Source organism: Streptomyces sp. NPDC029296, assembly GCF_055569255.1.
This window is the reverse complement of record NZ_JBVHXT010000019.1, coordinates 107,146-122,288: the sequence shown is the minus strand read 5'-3', so window position 1 is coordinate 122,288 and position 15,143 is coordinate 107,146. Positions and strand designations below refer to the sequence as shown.

Here is a 15,143-nt window from a genome sequence, read left to right as displayed (position 1 = left end):
GCCCCCGTCCCTCCCCCACACCACCTCTCAGCGGAGCGACCATGAAGATCCCGTCCCTTGCGTCCGGCTACGACGTCGTCATCCTCGGCGGCGGGGTCGCCGGATGCGTCCTGGCGGCACGCCTGAGCGAGGACCCCGGCCGCACCGTGTGCCTCGTGGAGGCGGGCCCCGACTACGGGCCCCGGCGGGAGGACTGGCCCGAGAAGATCCGCAACGCCCGTGCGCTGCCGCGCGAGGACGTGTGGGAACGGCACACCGAGTTCTACCGCGTCCGGGCCCGCGTCCTGGGCGGCTCGTCGTGCATCAACGGCGCCTGGAACACCTGGGGATCGCACGCCGACCACGCGGAATGGACCCGGGCCGGCGGTGCGGCCTGGTCGGCCGGCGCGCTGGAGCCGTACCGGCTGCGGGCCGTGGAACGCATGGGGCTGCGCACCGTACCCGACCGGGAGCTGTCCGCCTGGGCGTCGGCCGCGCTGGCGGCGGCGCGCGAACTCGGCTATCCGGAGGTGGACATGGGCACGCCGGGGGCGCCCGGTCACGGCCGGCCGCTGCTCAACTCCGTCGACGGGCTGCGCTGGAACGCCGCCTTCGCCTACCTGGACCCGGCGACCCGGGCGCGGCCGAACCTGACCGTCCTCGGCGACGCCCTGGTGGACCGCCTGGCCCTGCGCGCGGGCCGGGTGACCGGCGTCCACGTCGTCCTGGACGGGCAGCCGGTGACCCTGGCGGCCGGCACCTGTGTGCTGGCGTCCGGCACCTTCGGTTCCCCCGCCGTGCTCCTGCGCAGCGGCATCGGACCCGCCGGGCACCTGGAGGCGACCGGGATCCGCTGCGCGGCGGACCTCCCCGGTGTCGGCGCCAACCTGTCCGACCAGCCGGGTGTCTTCGTGCCCCTGTCCCCCACGGACGGCCTGAACAAGGCGCTGGCCGCCAAGGAGGCGGCCGGGGAACTGTACGTCAGCCGCATGCTGATCCGCGCGGCCAGCGAGCTGTGCCCGGACGGGGCGTGGGACCTGCACCTCCTGCCCACGGCCGGCCCGCCGCTGTTCGGCTCGCTTCCGCCCGGGCGGTACGAGGCCGGGATCTCCGCGTTCCTGATGAAGCCGGTCTCGCGCGGGCACGTCCGGCTGCGCTCCGCCGATCCCCTGGAGCCCCCCGCGATCGATCCCGCCTTCCTGACCGACCCGGCGGGCCGGGACATCGCCGTCGTCCGGTCGGGCCTGCGGAAGGTGGAGGAACTCGCCACGGCCCTGAAGGCGCTCGCGGGCCCCGCGGAGGCGGCACCGGCCCACACGCTGCCCGACGCCCGCCTGCGGGCCCGGGTGGGCACCTACTGGCATCCCGTGGGCACCTGCGCCATGGGCCCGGCGGACGATCCTCGGTCCGTGGTCGACGGCAGGGGCGCCGTGCACGGTGTCGCGGGGCTGCGCGTCGCCGACGCCTCCATCCTGCCGACCGTGCCGGCCGCCAACACCCAGCTGCCGGTCCTGGCCGTCGCCGAGATGCTCGCCGACACCCTCCGCACCTGACCTTCCGCACCCCGACACGTCCACCACGGAGACCGACATGGCGGCAGAGACCGACATACGCACACACAAGCTGCTGTACGGCTGCATGGGGCTCGGCGGCGGCTGGGACACCGAGCCGTACACGGCCGAGGACATCCGGCACGCGGAGTCCGCGATCGAGGCGGCGCTGGCCGCCGGCATCACGGCCTTCGACCACGCCGACATCTACCGGTACGGCAAGTCGGAGGCCGTCTTCGGGGAGGTGCTCGCCCGCAGCCGCGGCCTGCGGGAGCGCATCGTGCTGCAGACCAAGTGCGGCATCCGGCTGCCCGACGGCGACCGGCCCGGACACTACGACCTGCGGGGCGCCGGCATCGTGCGGCGGGTCGAGGAGACCCTGCTCCGGCTGCGCACGGACGTCCTCGACGTGCTCCTCCTGCACCGGCCCGACCCGCTGACCGACCCCCGGGAGACCGCCGGGGCACTGACCTCCCTGCACGCCCAGGGGCTGGTCCGGCAGTTCGGCGTGTCCAACATGAGCGGCCCGCAGATCGCCGCGCTGCAAGCCCACACGGAGCTCCCGCTGGTCGTCAACCAGCTGGAGATGAGCCTGGCCCGGCGGGACTGGGTGGAGGCGGGCGTCCTGTTCAACACACCCGACGCCACCCGCAACGGCTTCGCGCCCGGCACGCTGGAGTGGTGTGCGGCGAACGGCGTGGGGCTCCAGGCGTGGGGCCCGCTCGCCCAGGGCCGGTTCACCTCGGGCGCGGACACACGGGTGAACCGGCTCGTCGCGGAACTCGCCCGGCGCAAGGAGACCACACCGGAGACCATCCTCCTGTGGTGGCTGCGCCGCCACCCGGCGGGCATCGCCCCCGTCGTCGGCACCACCCGCCCCGGACGCATCACCGCCTGCCGGGACGCGGCCCTCCGCGAGCCGGACCTCACCCACGAGGAGTGGTACGGCCTGTGGACGGCCGCGCGGGAGGCCCCCCTGCCCTGACCGGTGGCCGGCCGGTGCCTAGCCCCGCTTCTTCTTCCACGGTCCGACCCCGAGCTTGCCGGTGGTCCCGAGGTCCAGGTGCGGGGTCACCGTCACCGGTTCGGCGCCCTCCTTCGCCCGGACCCGCACGTAGGGCGCGTTCACCGGTGTGCCGAACCCGGTGGTGTTGCGCCAGACCAGGCCGGCGGTCGCCGACTCGCCGGGTTCCAGGGTGACGGTGCGGGGCGGTTCGTCGAGCCCGGTGCCGGTGGTGATCCCACCGCTGCCGTGGAGGATCCGCACCCCGTCGACGGGCCGGCGGTCGCCGTCCAGGAGTTCCAGCAGCGGGTAGCCGTCGACGGTGTAGGCGCGCGTGCCGCAGTTGTCGAGGTGCAGGCCCACGACGCGCAGGCCCATGGCCGCGTCGCCCTCGTCGGCAGTGACCCGGATCCCGGAGGCCGGGCACGTGCCGGGCCCGGCCGGTGCCTCGCGCGCGGGCACCTTGGTCACCCGGAACACCTCGGCCCCCGTCACCCGTGGTGCGCCGGGCGGCAGTTCCCCGGCCCGGACCGTGCCCCGCGCGGTCTTCCCCGGGCCGATGTCGCGCACGGTCCCGGTCCGGTTGGTCACGGCCCCGCCGTCCGCGCTCACGAAGGTGAAGACGACCGAGTACGTCAGTGTTTCGGTGCCCTCGTTGGTGACCTCGTAGGCGGCGGAGACACCCGAGTCCGCGCCCGTGGCGAGACCGCCGGCGGAGACGGAGTGGTCGCGGGTGGGCGAGGGGGAGGCCGGGGGGAGGGTCAGCGACGTGATCCGTACGCCGTCCTTGCCCGGGTCGTCGACCCGCGTGACGTTCTGCGACGCGGCCGGGCGGGCGTCGGTGCTCCCGGCTCCCGCGCGCTCCGCCCCGCAGGCCGTGAGCAGCAGGGCGGTCGCGGCCAGGGCCGGCAGGAGAAGGGGCGCGGCACATGTCGGCCGGAGGTCAGCGGGTCTGCGCATCCCGACATCTCATCAGGGCGCGCCCCCCGCGCATGCGACGGGGGTCACAGTTCCCGTCACAAGGACGTCACAAGCGAAGGGTCGAGCGGAGCCTGTGAAGATCACCGGTTCCGGTGAGCGGGGCACTGATCGGCGGCACGTGTGAACGGCATCGCGGCGGCGGCCGGCGTGGGCGAGGCCCTGGTCGCCGCCCTGCAAGGCACCGCCCGCCGCCAGGTGCTCACCCCCCACCTGCAGGAGCTGGTCGCCGAGGTCCAGCGGGGACTACGCGCAGGAGTACTTCAGCCCGAGCCGGATCGCGTTCCTCGGCGAGTCCTGCGGCTCCGGGATCAGCCGGCTGGTCGCCGCTCACGACCCCGACGGCCGGGTGGAGACGGTGGTGGCGCCGAGCACCTGGGGCAACCTCCACACCGCGCTGCCCGGCAACGACACCCGGCACCGGGTCGCCGTCGACACGCTGGTCGACGTCACCGGCGGCCCGGAGGAACGGAAGTCCGACGCGGACACCCGGAAGATCCTCCAGGACTTCCGGGACGGCGTGGATCTGCGCGCCGTGCGCGACTGGGCCCTGGAACGTTCGCCGCAGACCTATGCCGACCGGACCAACACCCGTGGCGTCCCGACGTTCTACTCCAACACCTGGCACGAGCCCCTGTGCCCGGTCAACGTGCCCCGACCGTGCGCGAGGCCAGGGCGGGCTGGGACGAGGTCACCACCGGCACCGAGAGGCTGTACCTGGGCGCCACCCCGCCGGGATCCCAGGACGGCGCGCTCGGCACCGATCCGGCCGCCGGCTGGCAGGTCTCCTTCACCACCGGCAATCTCACCGAGGCCACCGCCGTGGACGCCCTGATGACCACCGGCCAGGAAGAGCGGAAGGGCGACCCGAAGGTCTACGACACCGGGAAGTCCGACCGCCGCCACCTCGCCACCTGGGTCTCCCCGGCCGGTGCCCGCCGCGTGCGCGGCATTCCCCGCGTGCACCTGACGGTCACCGGCATCGCGGACCGCTCGACGCTGGTGGCCTACCTGTTCGACCTGGCCCCGGACGGGACCGCCCGCATCATCACCCACGAGCCGTACACCCTCACCGCGGACGGACCCGGCCAGGCCACCACGGCCGCCTGGGACCTCCAGGCGGCCGCCTACGACATCGCCCCGGACCACAGGATCATGCTCGTGGTCAACGCCGGGGACCAGCTGTGCTCGGACGACAATCCCGCCTACAGCTCCCTCCGGATCAGCTCCACCGCGGGCTCCGAGGCCCGCTGCGACCCCCTGGGCTGACCACCCCGTGGGGCCGGCTTCTTGAACAGCTCGTGGACGGCCAGGTAGCTCTGCCCGCCGTGGCCCTCGGCGACGGCGCGCTCGGCGATCTCCTTCATCAGCCGGGGATGGTCGGAATGGATGCCCTGCTCCTCGCTGGTGCGGGTGATGTGGTCCAGCGCGTTGAGGTTCATCTCCAGCGTGTTCAGCGTGCCCGGGTAGTGGCCGGCGTCCAGGTCGGGCGCCACCCGTGCCAGGGCCGCGTAGTCGACCACGACCGGCATGAACCAGCCGAGCGCCAGCTCCGCGAACGTCTCGGCCGGCACGTTCGCGGAGCCGACCAGGGCGGTGGCGTGCAGCCAGCCGTTCAGGGTCGTGTACATCATGTCGAGCATGGCGGTGTTGTAGAGCACCGCGAGACCGGGGTCGTCCCCCAGGTGACGCGGGTCGCCGAGGCTCGTCAGCGGCTCCAGATGCTGTTCGAAGACGGCACGGGAACCGCTGTACAGGAACACCGCGCCCGGTTCGCCCACCATCGGCGGCGGCACCATGATGGCGCCGTCCAGGTAGTCCGCGCCCCGCTCCCGCGACCACCCGACGGCCGCGTGTGCCTCGGCGGGCGTACCGGAGCAGAGGTTGACCAGGGTGCGGCCCCGGAGCGCCTCGGCGGCAGGCTCCAGGACCTCGTACAGGGTGGCGTAGTCGGAGAGGCACACGATGACGAGGGGGCTCGCGGCGACCGCCCCGGCCACGGTCCGCGCCCGCCGGGCCCCCTTCGCGACGAGTCCGTCGGCCTTCTCGGGGCTGCGGTTCCAGACGGTGAGCGGGTGGCCCTTCCTCAGCAGGGTCTCGGCCAGGGCCGTGCCCATCGGGCCGAGTCCTATCAGGGTAACGGGCTTCTTCTGCCAGTCGGTTGGCTGCTGTGTGGTCATGCCGACTAGGTTGGGGTCTCACATCGATGTGAGAGTCAACCCGAGTCTGTGTGGTGAGCGGCACATGCGTATCGGAGAGCTTTCCCGCCGGACCGGCGTCAGCGTGCGTCTCCTGCGCTACTACGAGGAGCAGGGGCTGCTGCGGCCCGAGCGCCGCCCCAGCGGGTACCGCGAATACCCCGAGGACGACGTCCGTACGGTGCGGAACATCCGTACGCTGCTGGGGGCCGGTCTCTCCACGCGGACGATCGCCGCGCTGTTGCCGTGCATGGTGGACGACGGTGACACGCTGATGGCGGCCTGTTCCGGGACGCTTTCCGACCTCCGGCGCGAGCGGGAGCGCATCGACCGGGCGGTGGCCGATCTCCAGGCCGCCGGCGCGGTCCTGGACACCCTCATGACCGCCCCGCTGCCGTACGACATCACCGAGACCGGCGCCTGCCACGCGGCGTAGAAGCTTTGCTCACGCGCCCGCGCTTGCCACGCGTGCGGCCGTTCAAGTGCGGAGGGGAAACGGTTGAACGGCGGGGAGCCGTACGGGGCTTCACCTGCCTCCGTATGATTTGACTAGACCAATCATCGGGTCTACTGTCCTGCGGGTGTTGTGATCACCCGGTGACGGCGTACGGGGAGGGGGAGCCGAGGGCCGGGTGGATGCCGGCGCTGTGGGCCCCGTTCTCGACGGCTTGTCCTTTCCGGTTTTCCAGCGCGACCGGTGCTGTCCAGCGAGCCGCCCCTCATCGTGTGTGCCCGCGGAGGTGCATGACGCAGTGACCGGAACCATCAGGAGCATCGCGCCCATCACCGACGACGTCGATTTCCCTGACGGGATCGACCTCTCCGCCCTTCCGGTCCACCTGCTGTCCACCACCGGTCTGAAGACGGACACCCCTTCCTTCCTGCGGTCGGCGGGTCTCGATCCGGAACACGTGCGCACGCTGTACGAGGCGGGAGCGGACGCGCCTCCGATCGTGGTGCACCGGCGCACCATGCGGGTCGTCGACGGCAGGCACCGGCTGTGCGCCGCCCGGCTCCGGGGCGAGGAGTACATAGCGGCCCGGCTCGTCGACGGCGAGGACGACGAGATCTTCCTCCTGGCCGTGAGGCTCAACATGAGGCACGGTCTTCCGCTGTCCCGGGACGACCGGATGGCCGCGGCCCGGCGCATCATGCGCGGTCACCCGGACTGGTCGGACCGGCGCATCGCGCGGGCCAGCGGTCTGTCGGACAAGACGGTGGCCGCCGTCAGGCGCTCGGCCGGCGACCTGGCGGAGCCGGATACGCGCGTGGGGCGGGACGGGCGGGCGCGCCCCCGGCAGACCGCCGAGGCCCGCACCCGCGCGGCGGAACTGCTGCGGGACAATCCCCGCATCTCCCTGCGGGAACTCGCGAGCGCGGCCGGGATCTCGCTGGGTACGGCCCGGGACGTCAAGGTGCGGGTCCTGCGCGGCGACGACCCGGTCCCGGACGGGCAGCGCCGGCCGAGGGCCTCGCAGGGTCCGCCCGCGCCGCCGGCGGAGCACCGTACCGCGCCGCTGGACCCCGGGGAGCGGCAGCGTGCCATCGCCCGGCTGGCCCGTGACCCGTCGCTGCGGCAGACCGAGACGGGCCGTACCGTCCTGCGGATCCTCGCCGTCCACTCGCTGGGGGCCGCCGAGTTGGAGCGGCTGGCCCGCGCCGTCCCGCCGCACGGGGTCGACGCGGTGCTCACCCTGGCCCGCGCGTGCGCCGACGACTGGTCCCGGTTCGTCCGGCGCCTGGAGTCGGGGGCGCTGGTCGGGCCGGCGGCGGAGGGCCGGAGCCGGCCCTGACCGGGGATGCGCGCAGGCCGCCTCCGGGGGACGTGCGGTGTCAGAGCGGCCTCTCCCCCGCGAGGTTTCCCCCGCGGCGGGACTTCCCGGTCCGCGCGTCCCCGGGCCGTGGGCGCTCCGTGGCCAGCAGGGCGGCCGCGTACGCGCGCAGTACCGGCTGTTCCCACGGGCCGACGACCTGGCGGACCCGGCAGCCGCCCGCGCGTACCGGCAGGGCGACCGCCGCGGCGTACCGGTACATCCGGTAGTCGCCGGACGCGGTGGCGTGGAAGGCGCGGGGGCTCGTGCCGGCCAGCTCGGCCCACTCCCGCTGGCCGAGGCCCAGCGCCGTACGGGACAGCTCCAGCAGGACCGGTGCGCACAGTCCCGGCCGCAGCGCCGTCACCGCCATGCCGTTCCGCGTGGTGGCGAGGTCGGCGCAGAGCGGTCCGTCGTCGCAGGCGTGCCGTTCGTCCAGCGCGCCGAGCACGGTGTCGACGGCCCAGTCCTGCTCCGGGCCCCGGCGGGGCAGCAGATACGCGGCGTGGAACGCGCACGGATGGGAGCCACCCGCGGCCCCGCCCACCCTCCAGATGGCGCAGATCCGGCGGGTGCGCCCCAGCACCAGGGCGTTGACGTGAAGTCCTGGTCCGGTGGCTGGCATCGCGTGTCTCCTGGAGGGCACCGCGTGGTGCGGTCGGGATGGTGGGCGCCGGCCGGGTCCGGGGCTGCCGGACCCGGCGGGTACTGCCCTCAGCGGCTCAGGACGTAACCGTCGCCGGGCCGGTGATCGCGGGAGCGCCGCAGATCGGCGACGGCGAAGGTACGCAGCAGCCAGCGGTCGGCACCGTCGTAGCGGGGCCGGAACGCCGTACGCCCGTGCGTGGTCACCCGGTTGTCGACGACCACGAGGTCGCCCGGGGCCAGCCGGACCGTGTGGGCCGCGGCGTCCACGGCGGCCTCCAGTTCGGCGAGCGCCAGGCGTGCCCGGGGTGTGGTCCCGGTGGTGGCGGCGAAGTCCACCCGCAGGTCGGGGTCGTCCGGGTCGCCGCGCAGGACGGGCCCGGGCGGGGTGGCCCCGCCCGCCGCCCCGAAGGAGGGCGGCGGCTGGGTGCTGAACTCCGGGAGGCGCAGGATCTCGCGGGTCCGGTCCGCAAGGGCGGGCAGCGCCTGCCGGACCGACCCGGTGCGCAGGCCCGCCGTGCCGTCGTGGTCGGCGCGCAGGCACAGCAGCATCACGAAGTCCGGCCGGTGCTCGTGGAAGGCGTTCTCCGTGTGGAAGGAGAGCGGGGTGGAGCCCGCGTTCCCCTGGAAGTCCTCCTGGCCCGGGACCGGCACCACGTCCTGCACCAGCGCGCCCGACTTCTCCGGGGCGTAGGCGGCCGGGTCCCCCAGGCCGCCGGCCGCGGTCATCAGCAGGGCCGTGGCCGGCACCGTCGCCCGGCGGCGGACGGAGCCGCTGACGGTCGGGGTGGGGGGCAGCAGTGCCTCGTCCACGGGGATGCCCCTGATCAGCAGGGCGCCGCTGTCGCCGGAGTGCCTGCGGAAGGCGCGGACGGTCTGCCGCAGCCGGACGGGCAGCCGCTCCCAGGCCGCGCACGCGGCGGCGGTGAACTCCGGGTCGTCCAGCATGCCGTCCGCGGTGTGCGCCACGCTCCGCGCGGCCCGCCGTACGGCCTCGGACTCGTCGGCGGACAGCGCCAGCGCGGGCGGAGCGGCCGTTTCGAGGCCGACGGTGCTCATCGGGTCTCCCTCCGGTCCTGCCAGTCCGTGGCCAGCTCGGTGGGGGCGGGTGCCCGGCCGGGCTCGGCCTCCGCCGACCAGAGCAGCACCCTGCTGTCCCAGGAGGCGGTGACCGGGTGGTCGCCCAGCCAGGTCACCGCGCTGACGGCGCTGCCGTGCCCGTCCAGCACGTGGCTGTGCAGCGGGGCCAGGGTGTCGGGGTCGAGGACCCACAGCCGCGCGGTGTAGTCGTAGGAGCCGGTGACCAGCAGCGGCCGGCCGCCGGGGTGCCACGCCGCGCACTTGGCGGACTCGTCGTGGCCGACCAGGACCTGGAGCAGTTCGCCGGTCTCGAGGTCGTACAGGCGGCAGGTGCGGTCCCGGGAGACGGTGGCGAGCAGCGCCCGGCCGGCCACCTCCGTCACCGATCCGCCGTTGAGCAGCTCGCCGTGCCCGCCGAAGGAGCGGATGAGGGTTCCGTCCGTGTCGATCAGGTGGGCCTGGCGGTCGGTGGAGTAGGTGACCAGGCGTCCGGAGTCCACCCAGGACACGTCCTTGATGGCTCCGTCGTGGCCGTCGTAGTGGACGCCGGGCACCAGCTCGGCGCCCGTCCAGGTGTACAGGTCGAGCCCGCCCTCGTAGTCGGCGACCGCGAGCCGCCGGCCGTCCGGCGACCAGGCGACCCGGTTCACCGGGTGCTCGCGCTCGACGAACGCGACATCGCGGCCGGTTCGCGCGTCGGCCACCCCGACCCGGCCGGAGAAGGAGCCGTACGCGACGAGTCCGGGCAGCCCGGCGGACAGCGCCACCGTGTTGACGAGGCTGCCGTTGCCCACCGGGACCTCGGGCGCCGTCGCGCCCGGCTCGCCCCAGAAGCGGACCGTGCCGTTGTCGCAGCCCGCCGCGAGCGCCTCGCCGGCGGCGGAGACGTGGTTGACGCCGTGGGTGGCGACCGGCGCGTCGAGGGTGATCTCCCGGACCTCGTCGGGCAGGGCGTCGGCGGGGATCTCGGGAACGTCGATGACCGCCGGGCGCGCCGAGAAGGTGCCCGCGACCAGGGTCCGCCCGTCCGCCGACCAGTCCACCGAGCGGGGCCACAGGTGCGGGCCGTACCAGCGCACCAGGGGCCGGCAGTCGGCGATGTGCCAGAGGGTGACCGTGCTGTCGTAGGCCCCGATGACGAGCCGTGAACCGTCCTGGGACCAGGCGACCGACTTCACGGCGGCGGTGTACGGGCCGACCTTGGTGACCAGTTCGCCGTCGGACCGCACGATGTGCACGAAGCCGTCGTCGCAGCTGGCCGCCAGCAGGGTGCCGTCCGGGGACCACCGGCACATCTCCGCGTGACCGGCCTGCGGGAGGTCGCGCAGCAGGGAGCCGTCGGTGTCCCACAGCCGGATGGTCGCGTCCTCGCCGCAGCTCGCGAGGACGCCCGTGGCGGAGGCGTCGACCGACATGCAGTGGTCGGCGTGGAAGATGACACCCTCCTCCAGGGTGCCGGTGCGGATGTCCCAGATCCGGCCCGTGCCGTCCTGGGAGACGGTGACCAGGCGGTTCTCGTCCAGCCAGGCCAGCGCGTTGAGGTCGTCGGGCTGCCGGGCGAGCAACTGGACCTGACGGCCGGTGGCCACGTCCCAGATCCGGCAGGTCTTGTCGGCCGAGCCGCTGGCCAGCAGCCGGCCGGAGGGGGAGAACCGCACACCGTTGACCAGGCGGGAGTGGCGGCCGACCCAGAGCGGGGCGGTGCCGGACCGCTCCCACAGGGCCACCCGGCCGTCGTACCCGGCGCTGGCGAAGTGGACGCCGTCCGGGCTGAACGCCACGGACGTCTGGGGGGAGGCGTGCACCGCGGTGCCGCTGTCGGGGGACTCGGGCTGGAAGACGTCGACGGTTCGCATGCTCTTCTCGCACTCCTTGAACGCGTTTCGGTGTCGGCGGCGGAAGGGTCAGGGTCCGGTGGTGCGGTGGGGTGTCCGCGGGCGGGCCGGGGGCGCCGGTTCGCGGGCCAGTTCCGTGCCGGTGGTCAGGCCCTCCTCGACCAGCGTGCGCAGGGGGTCCATGACCCGGCGCAGCAGCGGGAGCCCGGCCACCTGTGCCAGGCCGCCCAGGGGGATGGTCTCGGCCGCGCGCGCCCGTACGGCCGGATCGGGGCGCGGCTCGCCGGTCAGCGCGGGGCCGGTGGGCAGGCGGGCCAGGACGAAGCCGTAGAGGACTCCGGCGGTCCAGGCAGCGGTGGCGTGGTGGATGTGCAGTCCGCCGGCCGTGAGCCGGCGCAGCAGCGCGGCCGGCCGGGGCTCGTCGCGGGCCAGGCGCCGGATCCGGTCGGGGTCCAGGCCCAGCTCCGGTACGCACTCGTCCCAGTAGGTCTTCACGTAGGTGCCGTCGGGGCCGGTGGGTGTGATGCCGTAGACGTGGCCCTTGAAGAAGTGGGGGTAGAAGCCCAGTGGTCCGAGGGTGGCGGTGCCTGTCCGGCCGCCGCCCGTGTCGTCGGCGAAGCAGGCAGAACGCCGGGGCCCCTGGTTGTCGTTGCCCACCAGGCTGTCGCCCGCGCCGTGTTCGACCAGGTTGGGCACGGAGATGAACAGGGCCCGGCCCCGCCGGCGCAGGAAGGCGGCCAGCGCCTCGTCGTCGGGGGGCGCGTCGGCCGCGAGCAAGGTCTTCGCGTGGGCGGCGAATTCGGCGGCCAGCGCGCGGGGCAGCACGACGGCGAGGGAGGGCACGTACTCGTCCGGGACGGCCTGGGCCCAGCCGGCGCCCGCGAGGGCGGCGAGCCGGACGGGTGAGCCGTTCCAGTGGTTCCAGTTGCTGTAGAAGGCGATCGGGTCGTCCGGCCGGCTCCGTACGGCCTCGGCCACGAGGTCCGTGAATCCGGCGGCGGGCAGGGCGTCGTCCTGGAGGACGAGCCGGTGGCTCGCCTCGCCGTACGGGCCGTCCCAGGCGGCCGCCGCGGTGCGCAGGGCGCTCGGGGGGCCGTCGGGCTCCGGGTCGAGGACGACGCACCGGTCGTCGCCGTCGAGCCGGGCCAGGACGGCCTCCGCCTGGGGCCGTCGACGCGGGTGGGCCATGATCCGGATGCCGATGCGCGGCGCCGGTCCGGGACGGCCGGCGTCGGTGGCCGGGCGCTGTGCCATGTCACTTCCTCGGAGGGCCGCAGGGATCTGTGTCATGTCACTTCCTCGCAGGGCGTGGGGCACGGCGGGCGGGGGAACCGGTCATGTCGCTTCCTTGGCCGTCGCGGGGGGCGGGTCCCGGTCCGGCCCGGTGTCCCGGGTCGCCCGCGCCGGGTCCGGGCGGTCGGGGGGCGGGCCGGCCGTCTCCTCCTCTTCCTCCGGGCCGGCGGCGCCACGGGCCGCCACCCGGTGGGCCGTGGCCCGCAGCCCCGCGGCCGCGAGCAGGGCGATCCCGCCGAACGCGGCGCACACCCAGGGGGCGCCCCGGTCCAGGACGAACCCGGCGAGCGCGGGGGTCAGGAGCCCGGACACCGCCCAGGAGAGCTGGAACAGCGACATGTACCGGCCGCGGATCGCCGCCGGGGCGCTGCTGGCCACCAGGGCGTTGGCGGCGGGGAGGCTGATCATCTCCCCCACGGTGAAGGCCAGCAGCACCGGCACGAGCAGGACGATCGCGATGGTGGTGGGCAGGCCGGTCACCAGGTACAGGCCGGTGAAGACGGCCGTGAAGACCAGTGCCGCCCGCACCAGCAGCCGCTCCCGGGGGACACCGGAGACCTTCGCGGTGACCGGCAGCTGCGCCAGCGTGATGACGACGCTGTTGATGCCGAGGAAGAACGCCGGGACCCAGCCCGGCAGTCCCATGATCTCCACGGTGTAGGCGGGCAGCAGCGTCGCCGGCAGCGCCCAGGCGAAGGTGAGCAGCATGAAGGAGAGGCAGAACGCGGTGAACGCGTGGTCCTTCACCGCTCCCCGCCAGCCGGTCTCCGGTCCGGTACCGGGCGCCTCGGTGCCGGCCGTGCCGTCGGCGGCGCCGGCGGCCCCGGTGCGCGGCCGGGTCGCGGGAGCGCGCACCCCGGCCAGCAGCACCGCGGCGACCAGTGACGTCGCCACGTTCACGGCGAGTACCAGGTCCGCGGCCCCGTGACCGAAGGCGACGGTCAGCGCGGAGCTGGCGAGCGCGCCGGTCGCGACGGTGAAGTTCTTGATGGTGCCCACCGCCGCGTAGGTGGCGTCCAGCGCGCGCCCGGAGGCCAGGTCGACCACGAGCACCGGCCAGCTCGCCCAGTACAGCCGGTCGCCGGCCATGACCAGGAACGTCGCCACCGCGATGAGGGTCCAGTCGGAGGCGAACGGATAGAGGCCGTAGCCCAGGGCGGTGACCAGGTTCGAGCCGACCAGCACGCCCTTGGCGGCGAACCGGTCGACCAGCCAGCCCGCCACCAGCGCCATCGGCAGGGAGGCCAGGGTGCCGGCGCTGACCGCCGAGCCGATCGCCGAGAAGGACAGGCCGGTGCCGAAGGAGAAGTACAGGAACGCGAGGGGGGCGAACAGGCCCCAGCCGAACGTGTCGATGAAGACGGAGGCGAAGATCCGGCCCCGCTGCCGGACCCGGGGCAGCACCGGGCCGATCACGCCGGCCCCTGCCCGGACTCGGGCCGCACCTTGTGCCAGGTGTCGCGGCCGGTGGCCAGTTCCCACACGGCCCGCCAGGCGGAGGTCGACTCCAGGACCTCGAAGGGCAGCAGGAAGAACCAGCCCGAGCCCACCCGCAGGACCTCCCACACCGGGTCGCGGGCGACCGCGCGGATGCGCAGCGCCTCGCCGGCCAGCAGGGCGGCGGCGGGGAGGCGCAGCGCGCGGCGGCGCACCGCCGCGGCGGCCACGGGTACCACTGCGAGCTGTGCCAGCAGGCTGAGCGTCATCAGCGCCACGGCGCGGCGCGGCCGGGGCGGCAGCGGGGCGCCGGCCAGCAGCCGGAAGCCGATGTCGAGTTGGCCGCGGATCCAGCGGGTGCGCTGCCGGAGCGCGGGGCCGACCACCGAGGTGCGCGTCCCGTACGAGAAGGAGACGATCCGGCCCATACGCACCCCGCGGGCGGCGGCCCGTACGGCCCACTCGTACAGCTCCTCCACGCCGTCCTCGCGCAGCGGCCCGACCGCGTCCAGTGCCGTGCGGCGGAAGTAGACCGAGCTGCCGAGAAGCATGTGCATGCCGGTACGGCGGTTCACGTACTCCATCGCGCCGAAGAAGGCGGCCGACTGGGCCAGCGTGGTGCGGTTGACCAGGTCACCGCCGGGTTCGGGGAGTTCTATGGCGTCCACCACGTCCAGGCCCCCGGCTTCGAGCGCCGCGACCGCCTGCCGCAACTGGCCCGGGTCCGGCACCGTGTCGGCGTCGTAGACGGCGACGAACGGATCGCCGGTCCCGCGCAGCGCGTGGTTGAGGGCCTTGGCCTTGGGGGTCATCGAGGGGACCGCCACCACCCGCAGATCACCGGCGAAGTCCGCCCTGGCCGACTCGGCGACGGCCTGCGCCACCGCCACGTCGTCCGGCGTCCGGGCGTCCAGCAGCCAGCGCACGGACAGCTTCTCGTGCGGGTAGTCCAGCGACCGCAGCATGCCGGCCGAGCGCCGCAGGATGTCGGCGGGCTCCCGGTAGAAGGGGATGAGAACGGTGACCGGGGGCAGGTCCGGGCCGTCGGCCCCGGGCGGCTCCCGGTGTGCGTCGAGACGGGCGGAGGGGAGAAGGAATCCAGTCACTGTGATCCTCTGCTGGGGGTCCTCTGCTGGCGGGCCCTCTGTCACGGGGCCTCTGCCGGGGGTCAGGCGGAGGGACGGGGCCCGGGCGGCCGTGGGTCGCGTCCGGCGGGGCGGGCACCGGCGCGGAGCGCGCGGTACGGCGCGCCGGCCGGACCGGTCCCGGCCGCACGGGGCGCCGGCCGAACCGGAGCGGATCTACGGGGGCGTCGGCGGTCCGGCGCGGGCGTT

13 protein-coding genes are annotated in these 15,143 nt (G+C 74.5%); 5 read left to right on the top strand and 8 right to left on the bottom strand.

Features of this window, described 5'->3' with window-relative positions:
- The first annotated feature begins 41 nt into the window (after positions 1-41).
- Positions 42-1,532 (top strand): GMC family oxidoreductase, encoded by a 1,491-nt coding sequence (locus ACZ4W9_RS18725; RefSeq protein WP_467936987.1) that lies wholly within the window; start codon positions 42-44, stop codon positions 1,530-1,532.
- Between the two features lie 37 nt (positions 1,533-1,569).
- Positions 1,570-2,514, top strand: coding sequence for an aldo/keto reductase (locus ACZ4W9_RS18720; protein ID WP_467936985.1), 945 nt, complete (start codon positions 1,570-1,572; stop codon positions 2,512-2,514).
- A gap of 18 nt (positions 2,515-2,532) precedes the next feature.
- Here the strand turns inward: ACZ4W9_RS18720 and ACZ4W9_RS18715 are convergent, their stop codons facing one another.
- The gene (locus ACZ4W9_RS18715) at positions 2,533-3,492 is read right to left on the bottom strand and encodes a DUF4232 domain-containing protein (RefSeq protein WP_467936983.1); all 960 of its coding nucleotides are present in this window, start codon (positions 3,490-3,492) and stop codon (positions 2,533-2,535) included.
- 678 nt (positions 3,493-4,170) lie between these two features.
- On the opposite strand from ACZ4W9_RS18715, the gene ACZ4W9_RS18710 reads away from it, so the two are divergent.
- On the top strand, positions 4,171-4,779 hold the full coding sequence (locus ACZ4W9_RS18710) for a CocE/NonD family hydrolase C-terminal non-catalytic domain-containing protein (RefSeq protein ID WP_467936981.1): 609 nt from the start codon (positions 4,171-4,173) through the stop codon (positions 4,777-4,779).
- Here ACZ4W9_RS18710 and ACZ4W9_RS18705 read toward each other — a convergent pair.
- On the bottom strand, positions 4,716-5,690 hold the full coding sequence (locus ACZ4W9_RS18705; protein WP_467936979.1) for an NAD(P)-dependent oxidoreductase: 975 nt from the start codon (positions 5,688-5,690) through the stop codon (positions 4,716-4,718). The two genes, ACZ4W9_RS18710 and ACZ4W9_RS18705, sit on opposite strands and share 64 nt — an antisense overlap.
- 64 nt (positions 5,691-5,754) lie before the next feature.
- On the opposite strand from ACZ4W9_RS18705, the gene ACZ4W9_RS18700 reads away from it, so the two are divergent.
- A complete protein-coding gene (locus tag ACZ4W9_RS18700; RefSeq protein ID WP_467936977.1) occupies positions 5,755-6,144 on the top strand; it encodes a MerR family transcriptional regulator in 390 nt (129 codons plus the stop codon).
- A gap of 316 nt (positions 6,145-6,460) precedes the next feature.
- On the top strand, positions 6,461-7,501 hold the full coding sequence (locus tag ACZ4W9_RS18695; protein ID WP_467936975.1) for a ParB/RepB/Spo0J family partition protein: 1,041 nt from the start codon (positions 6,461-6,463) through the stop codon (positions 7,499-7,501).
- A 40-nt stretch (positions 7,502-7,541) separates the two neighbouring features.
- Here the strand turns inward: ACZ4W9_RS18695 and ACZ4W9_RS18690 are convergent, their stop codons facing one another.
- From ACZ4W9_RS18690 to ACZ4W9_RS18665, 6 genes are all read right to left on the bottom strand, one after another.
- Positions 7,542-8,144 (bottom strand): hypothetical protein, encoded by a 603-nt coding sequence (locus ACZ4W9_RS18690; RefSeq protein ID WP_467936973.1) that lies wholly within the window; start codon positions 8,142-8,144, stop codon positions 7,542-7,544.
- Between the two features lie 89 nt (positions 8,145-8,233).
- Complete coding sequence (locus ACZ4W9_RS18685; protein ID WP_467936971.1) at positions 8,234-9,223, bottom strand: TauD/TfdA family dioxygenase; 990 nt, start codon at positions 9,221-9,223, stop codon at positions 8,234-8,236.
- A complete protein-coding gene (locus ACZ4W9_RS18680; protein WP_467936969.1) occupies positions 9,220-11,100 on the bottom strand; it encodes a WD40 repeat domain-containing protein in 1,881 nt (626 codons plus the stop codon). The genes ACZ4W9_RS18685 and ACZ4W9_RS18680 overlap by 4 nt, the downstream gene beginning before the upstream one ends.
- A gap of 48 nt (positions 11,101-11,148) precedes the next feature.
- Complete coding sequence (locus tag ACZ4W9_RS18675) at positions 11,149-12,333, bottom strand: hypothetical protein (protein ID WP_467936967.1); 1,185 nt, start codon at positions 12,331-12,333, stop codon at positions 11,149-11,151.
- An 81-nt stretch (positions 12,334-12,414) separates the two neighbouring features.
- Positions 12,415-13,788 carry an MFS transporter gene (locus tag ACZ4W9_RS18670; RefSeq protein WP_467936965.1) on the bottom strand — a complete coding sequence of 458 codons (1,374 nt, stop codon included), beginning with the start codon at positions 13,786-13,788 and terminating at the stop codon, positions 12,415-12,417.
- The gene (locus tag ACZ4W9_RS18665) at positions 13,785-14,915 is read right to left on the bottom strand and encodes a glycosyltransferase family 2 protein (protein ID WP_467936963.1); all 1,131 of its coding nucleotides are present in this window, start codon (positions 14,913-14,915) and stop codon (positions 13,785-13,787) included. Before ACZ4W9_RS18665 ends, ACZ4W9_RS18670 begins: the two co-directional genes overlap by 4 nt.
- Positions 14,916-15,143: the final 228 nt, after the last annotated feature.

What these genes read in the sequence shown, in the direction of transcription:
- ACZ4W9_RS18700 (WP_467936977.1), top strand. Translation starts at nt 5,755, where the DNA reads ATGCGTATCGGAGAGCTTTCCCGCCGGACCGGCGTCAGCGTGCGTCTC.
- ACZ4W9_RS18705 (WP_467936979.1), bottom strand. Translation starts at nt 5,690, where the DNA reads ATGACCACACAGCAGCCAACCGACTGGCAGAAGAAGCCCGTTACCCTG.
- ACZ4W9_RS18715 (WP_467936983.1), bottom strand. Translation starts at nt 3,492, where the DNA reads ATGCGCAGACCCGCTGACCTCCGGCCGACATGTGCCGCGCCCCTTCTC.
- ACZ4W9_RS18720 (WP_467936985.1), top strand. Translation starts at nt 1,570, where the DNA reads ATGGCGGCAGAGACCGACATACGCACACACAAGCTGCTGTACGGCTGC.
- ACZ4W9_RS18690 (WP_467936973.1), bottom strand. Translation starts at nt 8,144, where the DNA reads ATGCCAGCCACCGGACCAGGACTTCACGTCAACGCCCTGGTGCTGGGG.
- ACZ4W9_RS18685 (WP_467936971.1), bottom strand. Translation starts at nt 9,223, where the DNA reads ATGAGCACCGTCGGCCTCGAAACGGCCGCTCCGCCCGCGCTGGCGCTG.
- ACZ4W9_RS18725 (WP_467936987.1), top strand. Translation starts at nt 42, where the DNA reads ATGAAGATCCCGTCCCTTGCGTCCGGCTACGACGTCGTCATCCTCGGC.
- ACZ4W9_RS18675 (WP_467936967.1), bottom strand. Translation starts at nt 12,333, where the DNA reads ATGGCACAGCGCCCGGCCACCGACGCCGGCCGTCCCGGACCGGCGCCG.
- ACZ4W9_RS18680 (WP_467936969.1), bottom strand. Translation starts at nt 11,100, where the DNA reads ATGCGAACCGTCGACGTCTTCCAGCCCGAGTCCCCCGACAGCGGCACC.